The sequence below is a fragment of the [Micrococcus luteus] ATCC 49442 genome (assembly GCF_010367585.1).
GTDB classification, from domain to species: Bacteria; Actinomycetota; Actinomycetes; order Actinomycetales; family Micrococcaceae; genus Arthrobacter; species Arthrobacter luteus_A.
Window position 1 is genome coordinate 993,724 of record NZ_JAAAXP010000001.1, and the last position, 24,210, is coordinate 1,017,933.

The window sequence follows — 24,210 nt, forward strand, 5'->3', positions numbered from 1 at the left end:
CATTGGGTTGAATAGTCGGGCGGGGCCATGACACCGGAGATCATTTTACTGACGCTGCTGGGAACAGCGCTGGCGTGTACGCTGTCCGCTTCGGCAGGATTGGGCGGTTCCCTTGTTTTGGTGCCGATGCTTGCGCTGGCCATCGGTACCAAGGAAGGCGTGGCTCTGGCGGCCCTGCTGCTGGCGGCCAATAATCTGGTCAAACTCGTTGCGTACCGCGGCACCATCCCCTGGCGGAAATCGCTGATCGTCCTGGTGCTGGTGGTGATCGGTTCCGTGTTGGGTGCTGCCCTCCTCATCGCCGCTCCCGAAACGTGGGTGAGCGCCGCAGTAGTCTTAAGCATAGTGTTGGCGCTGGCTGCCGAGCGCCTCAGACTCCCCGCGATGCAGAAGGTCGGGGCACCGGTGCTTGCCTTGGCCTCGGGGGCGACCTCAGGGTTCTCGGGAACGTCCGGACCGCTGAAGGGGGTCGCGCTGCGCCTACTCAACCTGGACCGAAGCCACCTGGTCGGCGCTGCGTCGATTGTTTCACTTGCGGGAGACGCGACGAAGGCCAGCGTCTACGCCGGAGCAGGGCTGCTCAGCACTGAATCCCTGCTGTTAATGGCGGGTCTCTTCCCCGTCATGATTGCCAGCACATTTTTCGGCCGTTTCCTGAATACAAGGGTCGGAGAGCGCGGATACGCGGTCCTCTTCTGGACCGTGATGGGCGGCTATTCCCTCAGGCTGCTCGGTTTCGCACCCTAGGACAGCTGAATCGTGGCGGCAGTCGACAGCGTGACTACCCGCACCCGCCGCGCGGGCCGACGTGGCCCACGCCCCGCGGCAGGGGCGTTCAGCTGGCCGGCGCCACCACGTCCTCCAGCATTGACCTGTCGAAAAAGCGGACCTCGCCCGTGGCCTCGAAGAACACCGGTACCACCGATGTACTCGGGTCCTTGGACGTTTCGTAGATCTCGGCCGCACTTCCGTGCTTCCTGGCAATCGTTCCAACGAGCTCTGTACCGCGAACCCGGACAGTTCGATATTTGTAACTCATGGTGACCCCTTCGTCGGAGCCGCGGACAACGGCTGCCTTCAAGTTAGTCCCGACCGAGGAGATATCCCAGCTTTCCGGGCATCAACAAATTCGGGGCGTTATGCATTCACCGGCGGAAGGCCTTTGCCGCTCTTCCGGAGAGCTGAGCCGCCAATGCCACGCCTGGGTTTATCGAGGGGAACGGCACCTGGAGATCCGGGGTGCGTAAGGATCCAATGAGTTGTTCAGGTCGCGCCGGTGCCCGCTCGGGCGCCTTTCAGTCATTGGACGCGCAGCGGTGCATAAACGCTGCCATCTGATCCCGCAGAATCGCTGCACCCGGGCGGAAGGTACGTGTCTTGTCAGCCTCGGTCCAACCGTTGCTGATTGCGGTGGACGCCAACCAGGAGATCTGCTTGTAGAAAGCGTGGTCGGTGGGGATATCCGCAAATGCGGACTGGCCGTCCGGCTCATAGGCGGGAGATCCGGCATGGCGGTAGATGAATGCTGCCATCTGGTCGCGGTTGACCGTTGCCGCGGGGCGGAACGTCCGCGTACCGTCTGCCTCCCTCCAGCCCTCACTGATCTTTTCAGACCACAGCCAAGAGATCTCCTTGTAGAACGCGTGCGTCGTGGGCACGTCAGCGAAGGGCGACTGTAACGGGGGGACGAAGTCCGGCCTGCCGGCAAGCCGGAACAGGAACGCGGCCATCTGGTCGCGGTTCACCTGCTGGGCGGGACGGTAGGTCCTGGTCCCGCCTGCCTCGATCCAGCCCGTCGAGACGCGCGATTCCGCGAGCCACGAGATCTCCCGGTAGAACAACGCACCCGGGGGAACATCAGTGAAGGCTGTGCCGCTGGCAGTCGTCGGAGCGTCAGGGATTACACCGGCGTCGACGGAGACATGGGTGGAAGCCGGTGCAGGGGATGTGCCGATGACCGGGAAGTTGAAGCCAAAGCGGTAAAAGTTCAGCGAACGGGCCATGGCGCCGCGTTCGACAGGCTGATCAGGTCCGAAGCTCCCGTCGGGATTACCCACGACCACAAAGGTGGACGCCAGCCATGCCAACTCTTCATAATTCGGCATGCCGGGCAGGATATCCGGGTAAGCGGAATAGATGTGTGCGTCCGGGGGGACCCGGGGACTGTCGGCCAGCCGATGGAGGAAAACCGCGAGCGTCCGGCGGGTGATCTCCTCTTCAGGGCGGAAGGTACCGTCGGTGAACCCGTCGTCAATGCCCCAGGCCGCGACCCAGCGGACCGCGTCATTGTAGTCGGAACCGGGCGTCAGGTCAGAGAAGGTCGGGGCGTTCGGGGGAACGGCAGGACTTCCGGCGTACCTGTACAGGATCGCCGACAGGGAACCACGGTTTACCGGGATGTCAGCCCGGAAGGTGCCGTCCGGGTAGCCCGTGATGTAACCGCTGACGGCGGCCCACAGGATTGTGTCAAAGTTTGGGTGCTCCGGCGGGATATCGGTGAAAAGGCGGGGTTTTTCCAGCCCGGTGTCAATGCCGGAAATGACTTCGCCGGAGCTGACGTGGACAGGTGTGGGTTCCTGGCCCGGACTGTCGCTGCTGTACCACCGGTCCAGGGCGCCGCTGGTTCCGCCGAGGAACTTGAGCCGATAGGTTCCCGGTGCGAGCCCGGTCAGCTCGTAGCTGCCATCGGCATCCACAGACGTGCGCCCGGCCACGGAACCGTCCTCTGCGTATGCCTCCACTGTGAGGAGGCTGAACACCGTTCCCACGCTGCTTACTTCGCCGATAATGGCCGCGGGTCCCATGCCTGGGGTCAGGCCGCGTTCGGGAATGAGGGTTCCTTCGGGACAGTTATCGCCGAGCATCTCCATCAGCGCGGCGTACTCGGCGGGGTCAACGCTCAGGTTCCACCGGGACTTCACAAAGATCCATTTGTCTGCATAGCCGCATTGCACGCCAGAACCCGGCGGCTGCCACTGGCCCGGGTCTTTGGATCCTTTGTCGTCATCGACGGCCCTTGTCACGGCCCTGAGAGTCGTGTCCGGGTACTTGAGGTCGTTGGCAAAGTCGCGCCGCTGTTCGGCCGTCCAGGCCCAGGCCCCTGACAGCCAGGCTTCCTCGAGCGGGACCATATGATCGACCGTCATTTCCGCTGGATCTGATGCAAATAAGCGGTCGTATAGGGAAATCCAGCTGCCGGAAATGATTGTGCAGGGTGGCTCAACGACGATCATGGACGGGTGGGACGCTGCAATGAGCACCTCGTTGGCAGTGTCACAGCCGTCTCTGTCAGCATCAATCCATCGGCCAAAGCCCTTGGGATCCAAAGGCACGCCTGCTTCCGGCCGCACTTCAAGGGTCTCCAACAGATCAGCCGAAGTGGTCAGGCCGTCCCGCGCGCTCACCGCCGGCAAAGGCCCTGCCAGGCCTAGGAAGAACACCGGCACCAAAGCCGCTGCGATCCCAGCCTCGATAGTCCTGCGATCGAACCGAACACGCTCTCCCGGCATTCCGTTCCCCCAAGCATCAGCTAGTGCCTCGAGAGGTTGCCCAGGTTCTTGCTCTGACAAGGGAGGCAAGGAATTCTACAAGGTCATTCAAACAGAAGCACGCTGCATAAAGGCGCAGGTTTTGCTCAAGTTTCGAAATGAAATCCAACGGGTGCGTTCCGTGCAACTGCGGCAGCTTGGGGAGGCTCCTGCCCGCCTACGGATTCCTGAGTTGGTGGACACGGAGTCCTCTGAACCCTCTGGCCCGGTCCGGCTGCAGTACGACCCATCCGGAGCCCGAAGTGTGCACAACGTGCACACTTATAAACGTGCCTCACTGCACCTCGGGACGATGAGCGCATCCCTCTAAAGGACGCCGTTGGGTGGCCTCCGCTCACGTGCCCCTTTGGAGCGTACGCATCCGCAGCTCTGGCGTCAGATTGTCCACCACTGAAGTCAGGCCGCCCTAGAGACCTGCCATCGCGGGAGCCAGCCCTGACTGCTGTCCAGCCGTTCGGCCACGAGCTCTGCAATCTGGAGGCTTGAGAGGATTATGAGGGACTGCGGAAACTTCAGGAAAAGGATGTTGAGGGCGGTGGGACATCAATCTCCACGGGCCGGCCGGTATGTCTGACATCTATCGCCGGACATTCAGCTTTGACATTTATGGGCGTTCGACCCGAAACAGTGGACAATCCGGGCAACACCTTTGGTGTTCATTCATGCTGGAAAACCTTCTTGGGCCTCGTGATCGTACGCGTTAGTGGCTGCCATTGTTGGGTGACGGGGAGCTGCCGTTGATCAGATGGAACTCCAGCGCAGCCTGTGCGGTCCGCTAGTGTCCGGTCCGCTAGTGTCAGGTTCTGCGGATGGAGATGGGTTCGTAGACCATGACCGAGCCCAGCGCCGGTCCTCGGCAGGTCAGCTGACACGGCGGTAAGCGGTGGGCCCGCAGTTCCACGTCGATATGCGCCGGGTGGGGCGGGCGGCCGGTGATGTGGATGCGCCAATGGTTGCCCTCGCTCAAGGTCTCAGTAACCAGATAGCCATTCCGGCCGGCGGGACCGAAACGTCCGAGCACGGCAGCGACGGCGGCTTGCTGTGGTGGGATGAGATCCGTGTATCCGCGCAGATACTCTGCGTGGATACGATCGGCGAGGTGATTCTCGATCGTGGTGACGGATGACTCGGCATCGAGTCCACCGTAGTACACACCGTCGGGGGCGACGACGGCGTTAGCTGCGAACCTGTCACCGCCAATGTGGGAGCACTCCCACACCAGCTCTGGCCATCGCTCACTGAGTGCACGTCCTACGGGCCGTCCCCGCACGGCGCAGCAGGGGTCATGCTGACCATGAGCGCAGATCAGGATAACCGGCGGCAAGCCAGGATGTCCGGGCGATGTCAGGGCTGGGACAATCTTTGCAAGGTCCTCGTCCCGGTCCCACGTTCCCCATAGCTGTTGATAGGCATCGGCGCTTTGATGGCGCAGTACGGCCCAACGTCCGGGACCGAGGCGCCGGCGTGGGCCGGGCCGCCGCACCAAGAGGACCCGTGCACGTGCCGTCCGCGCAGCCGAGACTACGAGGGCTTTGGTTCCAGCGTCAAGATCGAGGCCGTCGAAGCCGTTGGGCGGCCACCCGCCCCGGTACTCTATGAGGATCCAAACCGAGCCGGGCGACGCCGTGCCTGCCATCGAGTCGCCGCGCGTCCGAGCGCTTTCCGCGCAGAAGAAACGTTTTGTCGGGGCCACGAGGGACATCACTGTTCAACGGGGACGAGAACTCCTGCGCGTAACAGACGTTCGACGAGTTCAACGCCGAGATCCGTCGCGGGGTGATCCTTGCCGTCGAGCAGGAGCCTGACGGACGGCAGATGTGTCTCGGGGAAATCGAGCCAGCCCACGCGGGTAGTCAGGCGTGAGCCCTCGAGCCGTGGTTCCAGTGCATCCCGAAGCCGCACCAGCGACTCGGGGCCTAGGCGCTCGAGGGCCGCGAGCTGGGCCACGGGGCCTAGCGGAGCCGGGCGTCCCTGTCCCCTCCGGGCTCGGTGGAAAAGGGAAGTGGTATCAGCCTCAGAGATTGCTGCGGCGAGACGTTCACGCACGGCGGCGATCTCCCCATCGGGTCCCTCCACGCCCAATGGCAAGGAACGGCGCATCTCGGGATCGTCGCACAGTGCTGCAAGCGCGGCCTGCGCCAGGTGTTCGGCCAGCCCGTAGCGAGTCCAGTTGTGAACTCCCAGAGTGAGATGGATCGAGACTTTGCCCTGTGCCTGGGCGGCATGCAACCAACCACGTGGCAGGTAGAGGACATCGCCGGGCTCGAGGACCGTGTCGATGTAGGCCGTGCCTTTAGCGGCCTCGGCGACGGCGGAGCGGCGATCTGTCCAGGGCTGGCTACGCAGCGGATCCATGTGGACCGGCTCATGGATGATCCAGCGCTTTGTTCCCTCGATCTGCAGAACGAAGACGTCGTGGATGTCGTAGTGATCGTTGAAACCGCGGTTCTGGGGCGGGGTGATGTAGGCATTGGCCTGCACAGGATGTCCGAGCTCGGTACTCAGCTGCGTGCTGAAGCTCGACACCGGCTCCCACGTGCGATGCAGCGCCTGTAGGACGAGGGTGGCTCCGTCGGCGAATTTGCGCCAAAGTTCGGTGTCGTCGAGCTGGTCGGCGATGGTGGCGCCGACGCCTGCCGGGGAGGTAAAGGAGGAGTCGGGAAGTGTCGAGCCACCCTTGGCTACACGCAGGAAAGGTGTCCGCAGTCCGCGGCGCGAGATCAGTTCGTCGACGGCCTTGGCTGAGAACACATCGGAGAAGTCGCTGACACCACGCGTGAGCAGCGCAGTGCGCCCCCAGACGTCGCTGGCGAATTCCTCATGGCCGATGCCAATCAGGCGTGTTTCCAGGACCCCGGCATCCCTCCCCGCGCCGGGGTCCTGGACGTCAGTGGTAGAGCTCAAACTCAGCTGCCCTGTTGTTCGGCACCGCCATCGGCACCGCCGTCCGCACCGCCGTCGGCACCCCCGTCAGCACCGCCGTCGGCACCGCCGTCGGCACCCCCGTCCGCACCGCCGTCGGCACCCCCGTCAGCACCCCCGTCCGCACCGCCGTCGGCACCCCCGTCAGCACCCCCGTCCGCACCGCCGTCGGCACCCCCGTCAGCACCCCCGTCAGCACCGCCGTCGGCACCGCCGTCGTGGGCGCCTGGGATGCCGTCCGCGCCGCCGTCGGCTGGGCCCTCCTGCTGGCTTGGATCCTGCTCTGGATTAGACATGCTTCCTCCCAAGAATCGAATGGCGTAACCCAGGCTCCGGTTTCGTCGCCTGGTTCCAAACCGAGCGATCCTACATCGACACCGCTCGTGATCATCACCCTATCGATATGGGTCAGCTCTGGGAACAGCTCGCACGCACTCAGCGGTCCCAAGGCCGGGCACGTCGAAGATGGCTGTCCCGTCACGTCAGCAGCTGCGATGCGCAGTGGGCCAGGCAGTGATGAGACCTTCCGCCCTCTCTTTGGTGCCACCCATGGTGTAGCGCCGAGTGCAGACCAGAAACGCTTCCGGTCCGCAGGAGATTGGATCACCTAATGTCGCGCTGACGCATACCGCTTACCCGTTTGTCGCGGCTATTGCGCCTCTCGGGGTCTTGTTGAATTGCACCCCACCCTGAGGGTGTCTTCATAAGTGATCGGAGCAGATTCACGAACTTCGGAAGCCGACACTACTCGGAACCGTCGCCTGTCTGGGCATCTGGTGACAGCGGCAGCCCCATGAATGCGTACAACTCCCGCCAAGCGTTATCCAGCCGCATCTCTGCCAAAAGGATTTCTTCCTTGCCGGCATTATCACCGCGCTGCCGCAACTCGTAGAGATCGTTGTACAGCCCGTCGACCCCATCCAAGCGCTTCTTGAATTCCATGTCAGCCATCGCAAAAGACTATCTGAACGACAACGACCGGGGACAGGGCCGGCCAGGGCCTTGCCGTCCCGGCATTCCAGCTGGCTCCCCTCCCGAGGCCCATCCCGGAAGGCTACACCGTGACTCCTGGGAACTCCATGTGCCCTTGGGCTCCTCCCCCTCGGTCCAGGCTGACGAAAGGCCCTTATCGGCTTCGAAAATGGACGGGGAAGTCCCCGAAGAGGGGCTGGGTCAGCCACTATTGCTCGGTCTTGTGCCGCCAATGGATCAGAGGCGCGGGCCAATACTTCCGTGGAGAGCCGTAGCCGTTTGGTTCGCACATGTACTGGCTGACGACGCTCTGATCGCGAGCATGGTCCCTGTCGGAGGAGTTGCGTTAACCGCGTCGGAAGTAATGGGCTGGATCGATGTCAACTTGAAGTTCATAGTGGGAAGATCCCTAGGATTCTCTATAGTCTGGGACGGGAAGTCACCCTACGCGAGGGTCAGTGAGAACGTGATCGAAGCAGTTGCTGCTGTAATCGGCCGGAACAATGTCACCATATCCGGCCGGGATGATGGGCCTGTGATGATGTTTGCCCACGGTTTTGGATGCGATCAGGCTATGTGGCAGAAGCTGCTGCCCTATTTCGTTGATGACTACCGGCTGGTGCTTTTTGACCATGTTGGTGCGGGACACTCCGACATCAGCGCCTATGACTGGGAGAAGTACGGGTCCCTAAATGGGTACGCGTCGGACCTGCTGGAGATTTGCGCCGCCCTTGACCTTGAGGACGTCATCCTCGTAGGCCACAGTGTCAGCACCATGGTCGCCGTGATCGCCGCCGTGCAGGACCCCAACCGTTTCTCCCACCTGGTCCTGCTTGCTCCTTCACCCCGCCATACGGATGACCCCTACGACGGCTACGTGGGCGGGTTTTCGCGGGAAGACATCGAGGGCCTGCTGGCATCTCTGGACAGCGACTATTTCGCCTGGGCCGCTGCCGTGGCGCCCATGGTGATGGGCAATCCGCAGGCGCCGGAATTGGCGGAGGACCTGCGTGTCAGCTTCTGCCGGACAAATCCGACCATCGCACGGCACTTCGCCGGGGTAACCTTCTTCTCTGATACCCGTCCGGAACTGAAAAAGTTGCGCACGAACTCCCTGATTCTGCAGTGTTCCGACGATCGGCTTGCCCCGCCGGAAGTGGGCGCCTATCTGCACAGGAATTTAGAACACAGCACCCTGGTGCAGCTTCAGGCCACCGGGCACTGCCCCCACGTCAGCGCTCCGGAGGAAACGGCCCGGGCGATTCTGCACTACCTCGACACCCGCTCGTGACCGGCGAGCCGCAGGCCCCTCCCCCGCTCAACTTTGAAGCCTTCTTTCATCAGACACCCTGGGATGGTCAGCCTGAACAGTTCTACAAGCCAGTGCCGGGACCGGCGGGGCGGCAGAGGACGGCTTCGCTTCCGCATATCTGACAGAAGCGCCCATCACGCGAGGGCGTCCCTCAGAGCAATAAAATCCGTCTTGGATCTGGCCCGTCGATCAACGAATTTCAGGGGACCTAACAGCAGGCGCTCTGGAGCAGAACGAATCCCTGCGACGAGACCACGCGCAACGGGTCGGCAAATAGTGAATCAATAGTCATGAGCTGGAGGGTACCGGGACGGCAGGACAAGTAAGCCGGCGCGGAGACCGCGAAAAGTGGGGCGTCGAACTAAATCAGGCTGGTTCAGTCCACTCCAGAGCCGCGGTTATGGATTCAGCGTTGGGAAGCTCGTGTCTTACGGCGGGCGGCAGGGCCTCGTATGTACGGAGGCGACCGCCATGGGCGAAGTTGACCGTCCAAGGCTGTAGCGGACTGTGTGGTCCTTCTTGCTGCCACAGAACAGGATTCCGACGGTTTCTGCGTGCGCTTCCCGCCGTAGACGATCATCACGAGGGCGAGGTAAAAATTTAGCTTCCCCGCGTTATGGCCAGCTCGCCATAACTTGGGACAAGTGTGTCCAAATTAGAGAAATGTCCGGGAAGTACGCTGCCAGTATTAATCGCGTTGCGATGATGACTACGAGACCCGCCAAGAGGGCTAAGGCGGACCTTCCCACCAAGTATTTCCAGCTACGCCGGTCGTCGCTCATGCTTTGAACATAGGGAGGGACAGCCTCACAGTAAATGCTCACCCGGATTTTACCCAGCTTTCCGTCTTCTTCTTGGTCTACCAATGAGTAGCGCATACCGCTCGAAAGAACTGCCGGTACCCATACATGGCCTAGCCCGAAAACCACTCCTGCTGGCGAATCGGTCGAGGGACGGTTCATCTGTTGCCAGCGCTGGTCGTCCCTGTCCTGATAGCCGGTCGCTTAACGTGATCCACGGCGGCGTCCCGGAGCGTGTGCAGTCTTCGACTCCGTCCAGTCAATCCATCTCCGGCGCGCGTTTCCCGTCGCATTCCGGTCGAGGCCACCTACACCGACGCCGATGGTGTCCAGATGGGACTGCCCCGGCTTTTGTTGACTCGGGGTCTTAGGCCGCTGTGAACGCGGTCCGGTTGATTGTTTCAGATTCGATGGGCGTGAGTTTGCCCAGCCGTCTTTGCCGTCGCCGGCGATGGTAGGTTCTCTCGATCCAGGTTGTGATGGCCAGCCGGAGTTCCCGCCGGTGAGCCACCGTTGACGGTCCAGGACGTTCTTCTGCAGCAGCGAGAAGAACGATTCGATCGCGGCGTTGTCCGCGCATTATCCGGCTAATGACCCTGGATGCCGGGGCTACCGTGGGACGGGTTGCCCAGACGTACCACCCTGACGACGTCGACGCGTCTCTGTCGGTGCAAAGCATGCTTGTTCAGGGACCCCTCGCCCGCACCGTGGCCGATGTCCGGCTCACCATGAGTGCGCTGAATGACTTCAGCCCGCGGGACCCCGCCTTCGTCCCGGGCGCACACGCAGCCGCCCGGCCCGAGCGCCCACTCCGTGTCGGACTTGTCCGCGACTTTGGTCCTGCCGCACCCACCGCCGCAGTGACCGCTTCCCTAGACCAGGCCGCTGGATACCTGGCCGACGCGGGCTACGTCGTAGAGGAGATCGAACTGTCCGTGCTGGCCGAGGCCTACCGGCTCTGGTACCTGCTGTGCATGGAAGAGTTCCGCCTCGCGATGCCGATGGTGAACGAGGTCGGCGACAAGGGAATGCAAAAAGCAGCGGAGCACTACTACGCCGTAGCGGCCGACTGGTGGGGCGAAAAGCCGACCCTCGAACAGTTCATCGCGGGATACGCCCGCCGGGGCACCCTCATACGTCAACTCGGTGCCATCCTCGAATCCCACCCCCTGATCCTCCTGCCTGTCTCGGCCGAACAGGCCTTTGAGTAGGACGCCGACATCGCCAGCGTGGAGAGCATGCGCCGGCTCATGGCTGCGCAGGCATCAATGATGGCTATCCCCCTTCTCGGGTTCCCGGCCATGTCCGTACCCACAGGGCTGGCCAACGGACTACCCACCGGGGTGCAGCTGCTCGGACGGCGGTTCGACGAAAACACCCTGCTCGACGCCGCCACGGTCATCGAGGCACGCGCCGGAACGTTCACGCCCATCGACCCTCGCTAAGGGAACCCAGATGCGCGACCGGGCCCGGTCAAACCTGCCGGGCCGGCTCGCCAGGCCGAAGTCGGTTGGTAGCGGCTAAGTCCGCCGATCTTAATCTCTGGCTTGCCCTCGTTTCATGGTGCAGTACTGGCGGTACACACAGCGCCTGGTGTTTCTTCTTGACGGGGTTCCAGGGGGACGGTTGCGAAGGGTGCGTGGCGGGGCTAGCGTTTGCCCAGGTGCCGCTCTCGCCTTTGCACTTAGCTCGTGTTCACCGGGGGAAGTTCACAGTTGGTTGCGGTCGCACGCGCTTCGAATGAAGGGTTTGGGATCACGGCTGATCGTATTGCCGGGGTCTGGTCCAGTGTGCCGGAAGCGGTGTCCCGAAAGCCGTACTTGCCCGGGACTACCGCATCAGCCGCGAGACGGTGCACCAATACCTGCGCCACGCCAATCCGGGGTGAATCCACTCCCCCGTCGTTGCGGCGTAGGCGTCGCGGGCCGCAGCTTGACGGAAGGAGCCTTATCGGCGCTGCGAGAGTAGCCGATAGAGGCTGATCGAGCTACACCGTTAGAGACCTGCTGGCTGTACGCCGCCCGATCCTGCGTGCACCCCGGACGTCACAGGGTCGGGCAAAAAGAACTCGCATTGTGGATGGCGGGCGCGTGCGGCTCGCTGACTCGATGACTCTGATTAATGACCACTCTTCTCCTGGTAAACGGCTACTTGTGACCTGGACTCGATGTCCGACACCGTGAACGCAACAATGGGCCTCCCATGTTGCGAGGACGGAAGACCCCTTTTGCGGTTGGGGTGTGAGTCGGCCGCCGCGGTTAGCCTGCGTAAGGGTCGGCGATGCCGATGTACTGGGTGTAAAGGTATTCCTCGATGCCTTCGAGGCCGCCCTCGCGTCCGAGGCCGGACTGCTTGACCCCGCCGAAGGGGGCCGCGGCGTTGGAGACGACGCCCGTGTTCAGGCCCACCATTCCGGTTTCAAGGCGTTCGCTTATCCGGATGCTTCGGTTCAGATCCTTGGTGAAGATGTAGGCCACGAGCCCGTACTCGGTGTTGTTAGCCAGACGGATAGCGTCGTCCTCGGTGGAGAAGGTGACAATCGGGGCGACGGGTCCGAATATTTCATGGGACAGGATTCGGGCGCCTTCGCGCACGTCGAGGAGAAGGGTGGGTTCGTAGAAGTAGCCCGGACCGTCCACCGGTGCCCCTCCCGTAATCAGGACGGCACCATCGTTCACGGCGTCGGTGACGAGCTCGTGGACCTTGTCCCGGCTCTTGGCGTCGATCAGCGGGCCCATCGTGGTCTCCGGGTCGGTTCCGCGGGCGATGGTCATGGCCGCCATCCTCGCGGCGAACTTCTTGGCGAACTCCTGGGCGACGGATTCGTGCACGATGAACCGGTTCGCTGCGGTGCAGGCCTCGCCCATGTTCCGCAGCTTCGCCAGCATCGCCCCAGTCACGGCGGCATCGACATCGGCGTCCTCGAACACCACGAACGGGGCGTTCCCGCCGAGCTCCATAGAGGTCCGCAGCACGGTTTCGGAGGCGTCGGCCAGGAGGCGGCGGCCAACCTCGGTGGATCCCGTGAAGGACAGCTTGCGCAGGCGCTGGTCCTTGATCAGCGGGCCCGTGGTGGCACCGGCGGTGGACGTGGGAATGACATTCAGGACACCGGCAGGCAGACCAGCTTCCAGCATGACGGCAGCGAACAGCTGGGACGTCAGCGGCGTCAGGTTCGCAGACTTCAGCACCATGGTACAGCCAGCGGCCACCGCGGGGGCGATCTTGCGCGTGGCCATGGCCAGCGGGAAGTTCCACGGTGTGATCAGCAGGCACGGTCCCACCGGCTTCTTGGTGACCAGCAGCCGGGACTTACCGTCAGGCGATACAGAGTAGCGGCCGAAGGCGCGCACCGCTTCCTCGGAGAACCAACGCAGGAACTCCGACCCATAGCTAACTTCACCCCGGGCTTCCACCAGGGGCTTGCCCATTTCCAGAGTCATCAGCAAAGCGAAGTCCTCGGCACGGGCGGTGACCATTTCGAACGCGCGTCGCAGGATCTCCCCGCGCTCACGTGACGGGACCTTCGCCCAGGACTCCTGCGCCGCGGCTGCCGCGTCAAGGGCGGCCTTGCCGTCTTCGGGGCCCGCGTCAGCGATGCTGAGCAGGACCTTCCCGGTGGCGGGGTCCTCGACGTCGAAGGTCTTCCCCGATGCCGCCGGGCGCCACTCGCCATTGATCAGCAGTCCAGTCGGCACGGAGGCCAGCAACCCGGCTTCACGCTGGGAGTTAATTGACATCGTTCTATCTCCAAGGGGTTTGAAGGAAGTCGTAGCGGTGTGCAGCCCGACCTTCAGCAGTTAGGTGCGGTCTTCCTGCCAGAGGCAGGGCATGAGGAGGTTAAATCTTCTGTGTATCTTTCACCATTGAGGTGGCAGGGTCGGTGCCGACCATCTGGGGCGGCACCGACGCCTTAGGAGAGAATTGGCTAGGCTCGGACGCCGGTCTTGATACGGATCAAGTCCAGAGCCTGAACGAGGTATCCCTTGAAGACCGGGTAGTTCTCGCTCATCGGGAAGTGCCCGATGGCCTTCATCTCGATGAACTCGGCACCGGGGATCTGGCTGGCCGTGCGGGCTCCGTCTTCAGGGGTGGTGAGGTAGTCATATTCGCCTGTCATCAGGACCACCGCGCATTTATCCGTCTGGATTTCGCCGAGTTTGCCGCGCAGGTCGTGGTCCACCGAGTAGAAGTACAGGTCACCCTTGAACGCCTCGGAACCCTGTGTGTAGTAGAACCATGTTTTCCAACGGTCGGCCTCCGGCGATTGCGGGGCCATGAGGTCCCAGGTGCCGCTGCCGCAGACCTGCGCGGCATTGGCGTGGGGGTGCTGCCACCAGTCGAGGTAGAACCCCGGTGAGTAGTCCGCCCCCTCTACTGGGATGACGGCGTCGAACCTCTCCGGGAAGCGGTGGGCGAGCTGCAACGCTATGTTCCCGCCGAAGGAGGAGCCCATGAAGATGGGGTCAAGCAGTTCCAGTGCATCGACGAGGGCGATGATGAAGTTGGCGTAGTGGTCCGCGCTGAGCTGGTACTCCTCGGTCCACCACTGGGTGTTTTCAGGGGGGTCTGATTTGCCGTGGCGGGGAAGGTCGTAGGCGATGACGCGGTAGTTGGCTGTGATTTCCGGGTCTTCCAGGAGGCCTCGCCACTGGTGGTTATGGGCTCCAGCGGTGTGCTGGCAGACCAGGGGCTGGCCCTGGCCGTTTTCGAGGTAGAAAACCTTGTATTCGAGGCCGTCCACGTCAACGGTGACGTAGTGGCCGGTGACAGGGGAAATTTTGCTCATGTCAGGTACTCCTATGGTCTAGACGGGTGCGCCGGTGGAACGCAGCAGTTCGATCTGGCGGGTGAGGCAGCGCAGGTTCTGCATCAGGATCAGGACGTCGCCCTCGAGCTTCATGTCGCGCTGGAAAGTGGCGGCCCAGATGCCGTGGTACATGGGAGCGGGGACGGGTTTGCCGAATTCACCCCAGGTGTGGGCGCTGGCCCGGATGGCGAACTGGTAGGGCACCTCGATGGGTCCCGGGTCCACGGAGATCTGGGCGATGGTTCCGGACACCACCCGGACAACGAAGGTGTGCGCCTCCATGTCCAGCAGGTAGGAGCAGGTGAAGTACTTTCCGTGGGCCTGAATTTCCGGGTCCTGGTTGTTGGCCTCGGTGAAGCTCTGAACCCAGGATTCTACAGAAGGGGCACGTGTTGCGACCGTCATGTCGTTGTTCCTCTCATTGGTCTCGCTGAGGGTGGACTTCTTTGCCCGAGCCTCGAAAGCGGGGTTCCTGGAGTGCCTTTAGCGGCTGGCTCCGTTGGCAACCCTTCGCTGCTTCCATTGCAGCCCCCGTGGCCCCGAACGGTCCAATACCTGTGCCCTATACACCAATAGGCTGAAACTATTGGACCCCGCTTGTGGCGGAGCTTAGAGTTGAACGATGCAGCAGCCACAGCTAGACCTGCGCGTCCTGCAGTACTTCATAGCCGTTGCGGAAGAATTGCACTTTGGTCGAGCGGCTGCGCGGCTCCATATCGCGCAGCCATCCCTTAGCGTCCAAATACGGAAGCTTGAACACTCGCTCGGCACTCCCCTGCTGATCCGGTCCAGCCGCAGCGTCTCCCTGACCAGCGCGGGGGATGTCCTGCTGGGTGAAGCTAAGCGCCTTTTATCCGCCGCGGAGCGTGCCGTTTCGTTGACGCGTGAGGTCGCCCGCGGTGTGCGCGGCACCCTGATAGTCGGCTTTCAGGCCAACGCGGCGGCTGAACTGACCCCGCGGATCCTCGCCGCGTTCAAGAACAACCACCCCGAAATTCACGTGCAGATGAGGTCCTTCGATTTCGCCGACCCCACAGCGGGGTTGGCCGATGGAGGCGCTGACGTGGCATTTGTGCGGCCGCCCCTGCCGGCGGCTGACTGGCTCGCCATGGAGACACTGTTTATTGAGCCGCGGGTCCTCGTAGTTGCCAGCAGTTCCCGCTTTGCCGGACTGTCTGAGGTCTCGGTCGAACAGGTCGTTGATGAGTCCTTCGTCGCCCGCAAGGCTCCGGATAAGTGGAGGGATTTCTGGCTCGCAACCCAGGCCCGCGGCGGGCAGCCAGTCCGTCTTGGCACTCAGGTAGCCACCGTCGACGAGTGTTTCGAAGCCATTTTGGGTGAACGGGGCATTGCGTTCACCCAAGCCTCCACCCAGCGTTTCTATGACCGTCCGGGGCTATCTTTCATACCGGTCAGAGACGTCCCGCCCTCTCCGCTGTCGATTGCATGGCGCACTGATGTCAATGACGGGCTGGCACGGGAGTTCGTGGAGACGGCCCGGACCTTGGCGTCCTTCGGGGGCGTCCCGAATCTCGTCGACTCCCGTCTGACTGCCTAGCTATCCTCTTCCTACTTCCCGAGCACAGGTGGGTCCCAGCCAGCCACGCCTCGGCCTAGGGAAGATGCGCATGGAGCCGCCCCGGTATTCGGTGGGAGCGGCGGACTCCAAGTTCACCAGTGCTGACCCGACGTTGTCCAGACGCAGGGCCAGCCAGCCGGCGCCCATCTGGATCCGCTGATTCCGGAACGTTCCTTAGCGCCTGCTGACCGCCGTCCGACGGGGGCATTCGCTTGCCTGATGCCCGGCGACTGGAAGGCATGCATAGACGTCATTGAAAAACCTCCGGATTTCTTAGTTTGTCCATGCCCTCTTGACGGAGGCAACGAAACCCTCATCCGGAGGTTTTCAGATGAGGCAACGAATCGCTCTTCCCGGAGGTACTGCGGGCTGTGAGTGCCAGGATCTGGCGTGAGAGATCGCCGGGCTTGATCTGTTTGAAGGCGGCGTTCATCTGGATGATCGGGCGTTTGCGCATCTTCTCGTGCCGGATCGCGCGTTGGTGGGGTGTGGCAGGGGCGTCGGGCTTTTTGGTCACTTTCGCGCCGTGCCGCTGCCTCTGTATGAGTTTTTGCTGGGGCAGCAGATAGTTGGTGAAGACCCGGTCCAGCTCCCAGATTTCGTTGAGTTTCTCCAGCTCCGCGGCGGTGTCAGAGCGGAGGTAGCCGACCAGTTCCCGGACCATGCCCAGTTCTTCTGCTCGACGTGCGCGCCATCGTTCTTGTTCCCCGGCCGGGACCGGGTGAAGGTGATCTGGTGCTCCTGGCAGTAGGCGAGCAGGTGGTCATTGATGAACTCGGAGCCGTTGTCCGAATCGATCCCGATGACCGGGAAGGGGAACACCGCAATGACGTGTTCGAGGGCTTCGAAGACCAATTTGACCGCCTTGTTCCGCACGGACCGGTTTACTGTCCAGCCGGTGGAAATGTCCGTCACGGTCAGGGCGAAGCAGAATTCCCCGAAGCTGTTGCCTCCTTCGTGGCCGACCAAATCGATTTCCACGAATCCCGGGACGGCGTCGTCCCATTCGGCCCAGGTCCGGACCGGGATCTGGGATTTCAGCAACGTGCCGGGCTTGGTGTGGGACCGGCCGCGCGGGAAGAGTTTCGCCCGTTCACCGGAGAGTTTCCGGTCGATGGTCGCCGCGCTCATCCGCACCAGCAGCTCGGCCTGCGCGTCGGTGATCTCAAGCTTTTTGTCCCGGCACAGCAGCGGTACCAGGACCGGCAGCATCGGGGCCAGGAGCCTGCCGGCAGGAGCGCGCAGCACCGCCCAGCACCTGATCAACGGGTCTAGCAGATCGGGGCCGTAGACATGCGTCCTGCCCGGTCTGGGCTTGACGATCTTTCAGCACCAGGGCTTCCCGCAGGGCGGCCCTGGTGTAGTCGCGATGCCAACCGGTCAGTTCGACCAGCTCGTTCAGGATCCGGGCTTTCTTGCACGATCGGCGTTCTTGTAGACGAAGGCTTTCTTCTTGGTCACCGCTTGCCAGTGAATCATCGTTAGCTCCATGAAAACGGGCATAGCGCGCACCCACTGCCACAGCCGATAACCACGCCGCCAGGCGGAGGTTTTCAATTGAGGCAACGTATCCGCCTACGCGGAGGTTTTCTACGAGTCAACGCGCCCCCTTGACTTTCTTGCTGAGCGTGGTCAGTCTTGTCGACAACAGGACGGGGCATCCGTGCGCGCCTGGTCCAGTGGAGGATACTCATGTTCCGTGCCAGGTCGCTGATGCGTTCCGGGACCTCCGGAGACCGGGTTACGCGCCTTGAGCTCTTCTTCGATCTGGTCTTTGTCTTCGCGCTATCTCAGCTGTCCCATCATTTGCTGGAACATCCCTCCTGGATGGGGGCCGGTGAGACATTTGTGCTTCTTCTTGCGGTCTATAAGGTGTGGGTGTACACGACCTGGTCGGCGACGTTGCTGGATACTTCGCGGATTGAGGTCCAGTGGATGCTGCTGATCGTCATGCTTGTCACACTGTTCATGAACGCCTCAATCGGCTCAGCGTTTGGCGCCTTCGGTTGGCTTTTTGCTGCGAGCTACCTTCTGGTCCAGCTGGGCCGCGGCGCGTGGATGCTCACGGTCGGACTTGACCGCACCACCCACAACCATTTCGTGCGCACTCTGATCTGGGGGTTTATGAGTGCGCCGCTTTGGATTGCCGGCGTCTTCTTCAGTCCGGGGCCGCGTTTGATGTGTTGGGGTGTCGCTGCCGCGATCGATCTGGCCGGCCATATGCTGGCGCACCGGTTGCCGGGCCGGAAAACCGAAGGAAGCAGGGTACCGGTCCCGGGAGAGAGGATCTTTGAGCGGTTCGGGTTGTTCTACCTGATCGCGCTCGGCGAGACGATCCTCTCAACCGGCCTGGCGATTGCAGGCAATCTGGAGGACCCCTTGATATTTCTGACCGGGACCATAAGTTTGGCCGGAAGCATCGCGATCTGGTGGTGCTATTTCCATGGTCTCGAACAGGACATTCTGGAAAAGCTTGCTTCTGTCGATGATCAGTTCCGACCCGGCATTTTGGCTGGCAACACCTTGGTCATGTTACTGGCAGGCCTGATCCTGGTGGCGGTTGGTGATCAGCTCGTGATCAGCGATCCGGCCGCCCGCCCCGACCTGTCCACCGTTCTGCTTCTATTTAGTGGGCCGGTTCTCTTCCTTGCCGGCCGGGGCTTTTTTATTCGACAGGTACTGGGCCTACGCCACTCATCTGATCTCGTCGGCATTGGAGCCTTAGTGGTGCTGGCAAATTTAAGCCTTCTCCTCCCCGCCTTCGTTGCCGCCATGGGGGCCGTTCTTCCCCTCGTGGGCGTAGCAGTTTCCGACACCATGAACCGCCGCCGCCGAACGCAACAGGGAGCCCGCTGACGTCCTATTGGATGCAGGGAATGTATCCCGGGCCGGCTTTGACAGCCTAAGGAGTCTTCCGCCAGCCCCCTCCCCCATCTGTCCCGCGGTGCACCGTTACATCCTTCGCAGCCCGGGGTGTTGTGCCTGTACCACCGATCCGGCCGGCGGTTGTTCGCTGATACAGGCACGACGACGGGTCCTTCGTAACGTGGATTCCCTACCCCGTGGCCAAGCGCGGCTGGTAGCACGTACCAGCATCTGCCTTATTTCTCCACGACAGCGGGTCTCCTAACTCTGGCAGGGGCATCCTCGCAACCGCTGCCCCTGCTAGGACTCTCAATGTGCTTGGGAAGAAATAGCTGCAACCGAAACCCGGATTGGCTAGTTATGAAACTCTGAAGTACGTCCCAATCTGACGACCGAGGTCCCGGACCCTTGACTTTCTTCTCGAGCGAGCCTAGAACTCAGCCTGACAGGACGATGGGTGGAGCGCAGTGGCTGGACAGCGAATCGGGTATGTACGGGTAAGCACTCTGGACCAGAAGGAGAAACGCCAGCTCGAAGGCCAGGTTCTTGACCGTGTCTTCACAGACAAGGCATCCGGCCGGGACACCGCCCAGGCCACAACTCACCGAACTGCTGCGGTTCGCCCGAGACAGCGACACCTTGGTCGTGCACAGCATGGACCGGCTCGCCCGGAACCTCGACGACCTGCGGGCCTTGGTCCAGGGCCTGACCCGCAAGGGTGTGCGGGTGGAGTTCGTCAAAGAGAGTCTGGTCTTCACCGGCGGGGACTCCCCCATGGCAAACCTCATGCTCTCCGTCATGGGCGCCTTTGCCGAATTCGAACGCTCCCTCATCAGGGAACGCCAGAGGGAAGGTATCGCCCTGGCAAAGCAGCGCGGCGCCTACAAAGGACGGAAAAAGACCCTCACTCCGGAATGCGTAGCCGAGCTGGTCCAACTGGCCGGCACCGGTGTCCCGAAAGTCCTCCTTGCCGGTGACTACGGGATCAGCAGGGAGACCGTCTAGCAGTACCTGCGCCACGCCAAACTGGGGTGAATCGCGCCCCGCCGCCCCTGGTCGTTCCACGGCCAACGCGGCGCCAGCTTGGCGGAAGGTACATTATCCGCTGTAGAAGTTCTCAGCCAAGACCGCCGGTAGCTCGCCAAAGGCTAGCTATTTCAGGGCGCTCGGACAATGACATCTGGACCTCTTTGTACTCGTCCATAATCTCCCAGGCCTCGGAACGTGTCTCTCTCAGGAGGGAGAGTAGCGCTACTCGTTCCTCCGCGCTGGCATGAGGCCAATCTTCGATTGTCCGGGTAAGTTCCGGAGCTGTCGCGCGTAGGCATCTAATCGGTGCTCCGTCAGCTATGCGTTCAGCGTGCTCGAAACTCGCCGCTCGGCACATTGTCCGGATGAGGAGAGGCGATCCAACTAGTTCATCCATCAACTCCGGAGAGCCGGGGTCAAGAGCCATTCGTACTCTTGCAGCTTCTAATTCAGCGAATACGTCGTTCTAATCACGCTCGTGAACCCGCTGCGGCCAGCCTCTACAGTGGCTACAAATGCCCCTATCGCCTCGAAGTAGCGTGCCTTAGACGCTTCAGCACGTTGATCGTCCAGTTGTTGGCGCAAAGATCTCTCCTGTGAAGCTAACTGTTCTTCCGCTAAGGCAGCGGCCTGACGACGTGCAAGCGCAGCTAGTCTCAATTGATGCTTATTGCTTCGCCAACCTAAGAGAAGGGCAACACCGGCCGCAGCAATCGCACCTATCGACGCTCCAAATGTGCCGCTCCAGAGCTGTAGCAGCCAGATCTCATCGCTGTTCATGCCGAAATCGTATCCTCGGCGGCGAAGCGCCCAATTAAGGACAGGCTTTCAGTCCATGCATGTTTGATCTCTCGTAGCTACGAGTTGCGGCCGTTCTAAATGCCCCCGGCCCTATCGAGGGAGTTGTTATGAGCCCTGGAGCTGCAGTACCACGTGCTCTTCGCCGCCCTCCCGGCTACTGGTCATTGCCCTAACACCGGCTTTACAGATTCTCAATAGCGGCGCCTAGAAATTGACGGGGAGTGCCCTGGAAGAGGCTGCGCGTGACATCAAACATGGCGTGTTTGACCGGGCTTATTGCCCGCAAATTCCGGGGTTAGGCCTCGTCCGCCTGTACCTGGTCACGGCGGGATATTCAGGCAGGAAGGCAGGGCCGGATGGCCCAGTGAAGCCCCTCATTCTCGGCCGTCCGCGCAGAATATTCGGAGTGGTCAGGATGTGAACGCATTGGGTGGAAGTTGTGCCATTGGAAAACGTTGCCTATGGTACTAAGCACGCTTAGTATCCCGGTTTTCGCGGAGGACTGCTGGGCTTTCCGATCTTGAGGAGAAGAATTCGTGCCAGAAGACAGCAACATCCAGATCCCCGGTGTCCCCGCAAGCGAGCCTGCCAGCCTGGCAGAGCCCACAGCTCCGCGGGAGCCCCTGCCGCCCAAGCCGGATCAGCAAGGACCTGAAGCGGTCTCGCCCACTGGAAGCCCGACAGGGGCTCCGGCCACGGCACGCGCCCAGTCAGGCCAGTACCTGACCACCACCCAAGGGCTGCGGCTTCGGGACACTGACCACTCCCTGAAGGCCGGCTCCCGCGGCCCCATCCTGCTGCAGGACCACCACCTCCGGGAAAAGATCACACACTTTGACCACGAACGCATTCCCGAGCGTGTGGTCCATGCCCGCGGCGCGGGAGCCCACGGCGTCTTCCGCTCCTACGGCACTGCAGCCAACATCACCCGCGCAGGCTTCCTGGCCAAAGACGTTGAGACGCCCGTCTTCGTCCGATTTTCCACCGTGCTGGGCTCCCGGGGCTCTGCCGACACCGTCCGCGACACCCGCGGGTTCTCCACCAAGTTCTACACCGACGAAGGCACCTACGACCTGGTGGGCAACAACATCCCGGTCTTCTTCATCCAGGACGGCATCAAGTTCCCGGACATCGTCCACGCCGCCAAACCGCACCCGGACCGTGAGATCCCTCAGGCACAGAGCGCTCACGACACCTTCTGGGACTTCGTGTCCCTGCACACCGAGGCCCAGGCGCACACCATGTGGAACATGTCTGACAGGGGCATCCCGCGTTCGTACCGGACCATGGAGGGCTTCGGCGTCCACACCTTCCGGTTCGTCAACGCCGAAGGCCGCACTACCTTGGTGAAGTTCCACTGGAAGCCAAAGCAGGGTGTCCACTCGCTGGTGTGGGAGGAAGCGCAGATCATCAACGGCATGGACCCGGACTTCCACCGCCGCGACCTGGCCGACGCCATCGAAGCCGGCGCCTACCCGGAGTGGGAGCTCGGAGTCCAGACGTTCCCGGACACCGACGACCAGATGTTTGAAGGCATCGACCTGCTGGACCCCACCAAGTTCGTGCCGGAGGAACTCGCTCCGGTCCAGCCCATCGGCGTCATGACCCTTAACGCCAACCCCACAAACTTCTTCGCCGAAACCGAACAGGTAGCGTTCCACCCCGGTCACCTGGTTCCCGGGATCGACGTCACCAATGATCCCCTGCTGCAGGTACGCCTGTTCTCATACCTGGACACCCAGATTTCCCGGCTGGGCGGGCCCAACTTCGGCCAGATCCCCATCAACCGCCCGCAGGCGCCAGTGAACGACATGCTGCGGGACGGGATGCACCAGCAGGCGGTCCATGGGGGTGTTGCTCCTTACCATCCCAACTCGCTCGACGGCGGCTGCCCATTCCTGGCCGGGCAAGATGTCGGCGCGTTTATTGACGTGCCGGAGGAATTGATAGCCTCCATCAAGGAGCGGAAGAACCCGGCTTCCTTTGATGACCACTACAGCCAGGTAGGCCTCTTTTTCCGCAGCCTCAGCCCGGTGGAACAGGACCACGTGATCCAGGCCTACACGTTCGAGCTGGGCAAGTGCTACGAGAAATCCATCCGGGAACGGCAGCTCGCAGCCCTGGCCAACGTGGACGCCGGCCTGTGCGCCGCAGTAGCTAAGGGCCTGGGCCTGCCCGTCCCGGCGGCGACAGAACAGGTAACGGCGTCCGACCCCAGCCCGGCCCTGTCCCAGGTGGGCAAGACCTGGCCCGTTGCCGGCCGCGTGGTAGGAATTCTCGCCGATCAGGGCAGCGACCTTGCTGCCGTGAATAAGGTACGAAAAGCCTTGGACGCCGAGGGCATCGTCCCGCTGGTCATTGCTCCCTCGGGCGGCTTCCTGGGAAAAGAAGACAACGGCGGGGTCCCCGTGCAACGGACGTACCTGACCGCGCGCTCCACCGAGTTCGACGCCGTCATCGTTTCAGCGGCTGCCGCTCCGGCTCCCGATGCCGCACCGGGGCTCGACGCCAAGTCCGGCGCTCCCGCGGGCGCCTCCGACCCGCGGGCAGTTCTGCTACTGACTGAGGCGTTCCGGCACGCCAAAGCCATTGGCTCATTGCACGCTGGCGCAGCGGCTCTAACGGCGGCAGGAATACCCCAAGATACCCCCGGGATCGTCTCCGAGGAAGATGCTGAAGCCCTGGTAACGGCATTGACCGGACTCTTGGCAGCCCACCGGGTATGGGAACGGTTCCCGGCCGCCCCAGCCTAGACCCAACCATGGCGAGTTAACCATCGGAAGGAAGCGCCGGCGTCGTACCCGGACCGGCGCTTCCTTCCTTGCCTCCGGCGCTGGTACGCAGGGGCTTTTGCCGTGAGGAGTAGGTCCAACAACGTTTACACCTCCCTCCTCAGGGAATGCCGGAAAGAAAGCACCACCTGGGAGAGCAGCGCGGCACCTACAAAGGACGGAAAAATTCCCTCACACCGGAACGCGCGGCAGAGCCCGTCCAGCGCGCCGACGCTAGAGCTCCGAAAAAAGTCCTTGCCCGGGACTACGGGATCAGCTGCGGGACCGTCTACCAGTACCTGCACCACGCCAACCCGGGGTGAACCTCTCCCCTGCCGGCGCCTCGTTGTGCCAGAGCCGAAGCGGCCGTAGCTTGACGGGAGATTGGTTATCGGCGGTCGATGGGTCGAGCCTCCTGCCGCTTGTGGCAGCGTGGCGTGATGAAGCGATCCGGGTCGGGTTGGTGGCCGACTCCAACCTCGCCAAAGGAGGTCGCGCACCTATTGCGTGACCTCGGGCCGCATGGGTTCCGAGAACGTCGACTGCGTTGGTCGGGCTTCGGGACCACAGCGACCAATCAGCCGTTGAGGCGCCAAGGAAACCGGGACGGCTTGGCTGGCGGCAAGTCCTCGACGGGGATCGTCTACAAATATTTTTCGGGCGACCCCTCGACACCATTAACAAGTGTGCTTAGCATTGAGTCTCGATCAGTTGCTCTTCGCGTACAGACCGGCCGGCGGGATTTTCCCGGACAGCCTGCGGTCTGAAAACCTCCGACCTCCCCACCCCTTGGTTGGGCCC

At 62.3% G+C, this 24,210-nt stretch carries 20 protein-coding genes and 3 pseudogenes; 11 read left to right on the forward strand and 12 right to left on the reverse strand.

All coding sequences use genetic code 11. The annotated features are described in order from the left end of the window. Window positions 1-27 precede the first annotated feature (27 nt). Window positions 28-747, forward strand: a complete 720-nt coding sequence (locus tag GUV69_RS04590) for a sulfite exporter TauE/SafE family protein (protein WP_164200165.1) — start codon at window positions 28-30, stop codon at window positions 745-747. A gap of 88 nt (window positions 748-835) precedes the next feature. On the opposite strand, the gene GUV69_RS04595 is transcribed toward GUV69_RS04590, so the two are convergent. From GUV69_RS04595 to GUV69_RS04610, 4 genes are all read right to left on the reverse strand, one after another. Next, on the reverse strand, window positions 836-1,039 hold the full coding sequence (locus GUV69_RS04595) for a hypothetical protein (RefSeq protein ID WP_164200168.1): 204 nt from the start codon (window positions 1,037-1,039) through the stop codon (window positions 836-838). 256 nt (window positions 1,040-1,295) lie between these two features. Next, window positions 1,296-3,146 carry an S-layer homology domain-containing protein gene (locus GUV69_RS04600; RefSeq protein WP_164200169.1) on the reverse strand — a complete coding sequence of 617 codons (1,851 nt, stop codon included), beginning with the start codon at window positions 3,144-3,146 and terminating at the stop codon, window positions 1,296-1,298. 1,198 nt (window positions 3,147-4,344) lie between these two features. Then, window positions 4,345-5,250, reverse strand: a complete 906-nt coding sequence (locus tag GUV69_RS04605) for a ferredoxin family protein (protein ID WP_348272242.1) — start codon at window positions 5,248-5,250, stop codon at window positions 4,345-4,347. Then, window positions 5,250-6,452 (reverse strand): cupin domain-containing protein, encoded by a 1,203-nt coding sequence (locus tag GUV69_RS04610; protein ID WP_164200173.1) that lies wholly within the window; start codon window positions 6,450-6,452, stop codon window positions 5,250-5,252. The genes GUV69_RS04605 and GUV69_RS04610 overlap by 1 nt, the downstream gene beginning before the upstream one ends. 14 nt (window positions 6,453-6,466) lie before the next feature. On the opposite strand from GUV69_RS04610, the gene GUV69_RS22910 reads away from it, so the two are divergent. Further along, window positions 6,467-7,081 (forward strand): hypothetical protein, encoded by a 615-nt coding sequence (locus GUV69_RS22910; RefSeq protein ID WP_208786578.1) that lies wholly within the window; start codon window positions 6,467-6,469, stop codon window positions 7,079-7,081. Between the two features lie 133 nt (window positions 7,082-7,214). On the opposite strand, the gene GUV69_RS04620 is transcribed toward GUV69_RS22910, so the two are convergent. Next, window positions 7,215-7,421 carry a hypothetical protein gene (locus GUV69_RS04620; protein WP_164200177.1) on the reverse strand — a complete coding sequence of 69 codons (207 nt, stop codon included), beginning with the start codon at window positions 7,419-7,421 and terminating at the stop codon, window positions 7,215-7,217. A 487-nt stretch (window positions 7,422-7,908) separates the two neighbouring features. On the opposite strand from GUV69_RS04620, the gene GUV69_RS04625 reads away from it, so the two are divergent. After that, entirely contained in the window at window positions 7,909-8,733 is an 825-nt protein-coding gene (locus tag GUV69_RS04625) for an alpha/beta fold hydrolase (RefSeq protein WP_164200179.1), read from the forward strand. Window positions 8,734-9,921: 1,188 nt separating this feature from the next. Here GUV69_RS04625 and GUV69_RS22915 read toward each other — a convergent pair. Continuing rightward, window positions 9,922-10,133, reverse strand: a pseudogene (locus tag GUV69_RS22915) (integrase core domain-containing protein); the annotation flags it as partial. An 11-nt stretch (window positions 10,134-10,144) separates the two neighbouring features. On the opposite strand from GUV69_RS22915, the gene GUV69_RS23090 reads away from it, so the two are divergent. The 3 genes and pseudogenes from GUV69_RS23090 to GUV69_RS23095 all read left to right on the forward strand — a co-directional run. Next, a complete protein-coding gene (locus tag GUV69_RS23090) occupies window positions 10,145-10,765 on the forward strand; it encodes an amidase family protein (protein WP_164200181.1) in 621 nt (206 codons plus the stop codon). Window positions 10,766-10,792: 27 nt separating this feature from the next. After that, window positions 10,793-10,999 carry an amidase family protein gene (locus tag GUV69_RS23500; RefSeq protein ID WP_164200183.1) on the forward strand — a complete coding sequence of 69 codons (207 nt, stop codon included), beginning with the start codon at window positions 10,793-10,795 and terminating at the stop codon, window positions 10,997-10,999. Between the two features lie 335 nt (window positions 11,000-11,334). Further along, a pseudogene (locus tag GUV69_RS23095) lies at window positions 11,335-11,442 on the forward strand (recombinase family protein); the annotation flags it as partial. Between the two features lie 370 nt (window positions 11,443-11,812). Here GUV69_RS23095 and GUV69_RS04645 read toward each other — a convergent pair. From GUV69_RS04645 to GUV69_RS04655, 3 genes are all read right to left on the reverse strand, one after another. Beyond that, entirely contained in the window at window positions 11,813-13,294 is a 1,482-nt protein-coding gene (locus tag GUV69_RS04645; protein ID WP_164200185.1) for an NAD-dependent succinate-semialdehyde dehydrogenase, read from the reverse strand. A gap of 188 nt (window positions 13,295-13,482) precedes the next feature. Next, a complete protein-coding gene (locus tag GUV69_RS04650; RefSeq protein ID WP_164200187.1) occupies window positions 13,483-14,343 on the reverse strand; it encodes an alpha/beta fold hydrolase in 861 nt (286 codons plus the stop codon). Between the two features lie 18 nt (window positions 14,344-14,361). After that, window positions 14,362-14,769 carry a hypothetical protein gene (locus GUV69_RS04655; protein ID WP_164200189.1) on the reverse strand — a complete coding sequence of 136 codons (408 nt, stop codon included), beginning with the start codon at window positions 14,767-14,769 and terminating at the stop codon, window positions 14,362-14,364. Between the two features lie 217 nt (window positions 14,770-14,986). Between GUV69_RS04655 and GUV69_RS04660 the strand changes: the two genes are divergently transcribed. Then, complete coding sequence (locus tag GUV69_RS04660; RefSeq protein WP_164200191.1) at window positions 14,987-15,922, forward strand: LysR family transcriptional regulator; 936 nt, start codon at window positions 14,987-14,989, stop codon at window positions 15,920-15,922. A 334-nt stretch (window positions 15,923-16,256) separates the two neighbouring features. Here the strand turns inward: GUV69_RS04660 and GUV69_RS23100 are convergent, their stop codons facing one another. Then, a complete protein-coding gene (locus GUV69_RS23100; protein WP_164200193.1) occupies window positions 16,257-16,460 on the reverse strand; it encodes a hypothetical protein in 204 nt (67 codons plus the stop codon). Beyond that, on the reverse strand, window positions 16,457-17,191 hold the full coding sequence (locus GUV69_RS23105; RefSeq protein ID WP_164200195.1) for an integrase catalytic domain-containing protein: 735 nt from the start codon (window positions 17,189-17,191) through the stop codon (window positions 16,457-16,459). The genes GUV69_RS23100 and GUV69_RS23105 overlap by 4 nt, the downstream gene beginning before the upstream one ends. A 444-nt stretch (window positions 17,192-17,635) precedes the next feature. Here GUV69_RS23105 and GUV69_RS04675 point away from each other — a divergent pair, with 444 nt between their 5' ends. After that, window positions 17,636-18,799 carry a low temperature requirement protein A gene (locus tag GUV69_RS04675; protein ID WP_164200197.1) on the forward strand — a complete coding sequence of 388 codons (1,164 nt, stop codon included), beginning with the start codon at window positions 17,636-17,638 and terminating at the stop codon, window positions 18,797-18,799. A gap of 476 nt (window positions 18,800-19,275) precedes the next feature. Beyond that, window positions 19,276-19,813: pseudogene (locus GUV69_RS04680) on the forward strand (recombinase family protein). A gap of 468 nt (window positions 19,814-20,281) precedes the next feature. Here the strand turns inward: GUV69_RS04680 and GUV69_RS04685 are convergent. Further along, complete coding sequence (locus GUV69_RS04685; RefSeq protein WP_164200199.1) at window positions 20,282-20,617, reverse strand: hypothetical protein; 336 nt, start codon at window positions 20,615-20,617, stop codon at window positions 20,282-20,284. Window positions 20,618-21,174: 557 nt separating this feature from the next. On the opposite strand from GUV69_RS04685, the gene GUV69_RS04690 reads away from it, so the two are divergent. Then, on the forward strand, window positions 21,175-23,391 hold the full coding sequence (locus GUV69_RS04690; RefSeq protein ID WP_164200201.1) for a catalase: 2,217 nt from the start codon (window positions 21,175-21,177) through the stop codon (window positions 23,389-23,391). A 146-nt stretch (window positions 23,392-23,537) separates the two neighbouring features. After that, window positions 23,538-23,732 carry a helix-turn-helix domain-containing protein gene (locus GUV69_RS04695; RefSeq protein ID WP_164200204.1) on the forward strand — a complete coding sequence of 65 codons (195 nt, stop codon included), beginning with the start codon at window positions 23,538-23,540 and terminating at the stop codon, window positions 23,730-23,732. Window positions 23,733-24,210: the final 478 nt, after the last annotated feature.

Bases quoted from the DNA above. Each gene is read 5' to 3' on its own strand.
- GUV69_RS04620 (WP_164200177.1), bottom strand. From the start codon at position 7,421: ATGGCTGACATGGAATTCAAGAAGCGCTTGGATGGGGTCGACGGGCTG.
- GUV69_RS04600 (WP_164200169.1), bottom strand. From the start codon at position 3,146: ATGACGGTCGATCATATGGTCCCGCTCGAGGAAGCCTGGCTGTCAGGG.
- GUV69_RS23090 (WP_164200181.1), top strand. From the start codon at position 10,145: ATGACCCTGGATGCCGGGGCTACCGTGGGACGGGTTGCCCAGACGTAC.
- GUV69_RS04590 (WP_164200165.1), top strand. From the start codon at position 28: ATGACACCGGAGATCATTTTACTGACGCTGCTGGGAACAGCGCTGGCG.
- GUV69_RS23500 (WP_164200183.1), top strand. From the start codon at position 10,793: ATGCGCCGGCTCATGGCTGCGCAGGCATCAATGATGGCTATCCCCCTT.
- GUV69_RS04595 (WP_164200168.1), bottom strand. From the start codon at position 1,039: ATGAGTTACAAATATCGAACTGTCCGGGTTCGCGGTACAGAGCTCGTT.
- GUV69_RS04675 (WP_164200197.1), top strand. From the start codon at position 17,636: ATGTTCCGTGCCAGGTCGCTGATGCGTTCCGGGACCTCCGGAGACCGG.
- GUV69_RS04650 (WP_164200187.1), bottom strand. From the start codon at position 14,343: ATGAGCAAAATTTCCCCTGTCACCGGCCACTACGTCACCGTTGACGTG.
- GUV69_RS04655 (WP_164200189.1), bottom strand. From the start codon at position 14,769: ATGACGGTCGCAACACGTGCCCCTTCTGTAGAATCCTGGGTTCAGAGC.
- GUV69_RS04605 (WP_348272242.1), bottom strand. From the start codon at position 5,250: ATGTCCCTCGTGGCCCCGACAAAACGTTTCTTCTGCGCGGAAAGCGCT.
- GUV69_RS04660 (WP_164200191.1), top strand. From the start codon at position 14,987: ATGCAGCAGCCACAGCTAGACCTGCGCGTCCTGCAGTACTTCATAGCC.
- GUV69_RS04645 (WP_164200185.1), bottom strand. From the start codon at position 13,294: ATGTCAATTAACTCCCAGCGTGAAGCCGGGTTGCTGGCCTCCGTGCCG.
- GUV69_RS04695 (WP_164200204.1), top strand. From the start codon at position 23,538: ATGCCGGAAAGAAAGCACCACCTGGGAGAGCAGCGCGGCACCTACAAA.
- GUV69_RS04685 (WP_164200199.1), bottom strand. From the start codon at position 20,617: ATGAACAGCGATGAGATCTGGCTGCTACAGCTCTGGAGCGGCACATTT.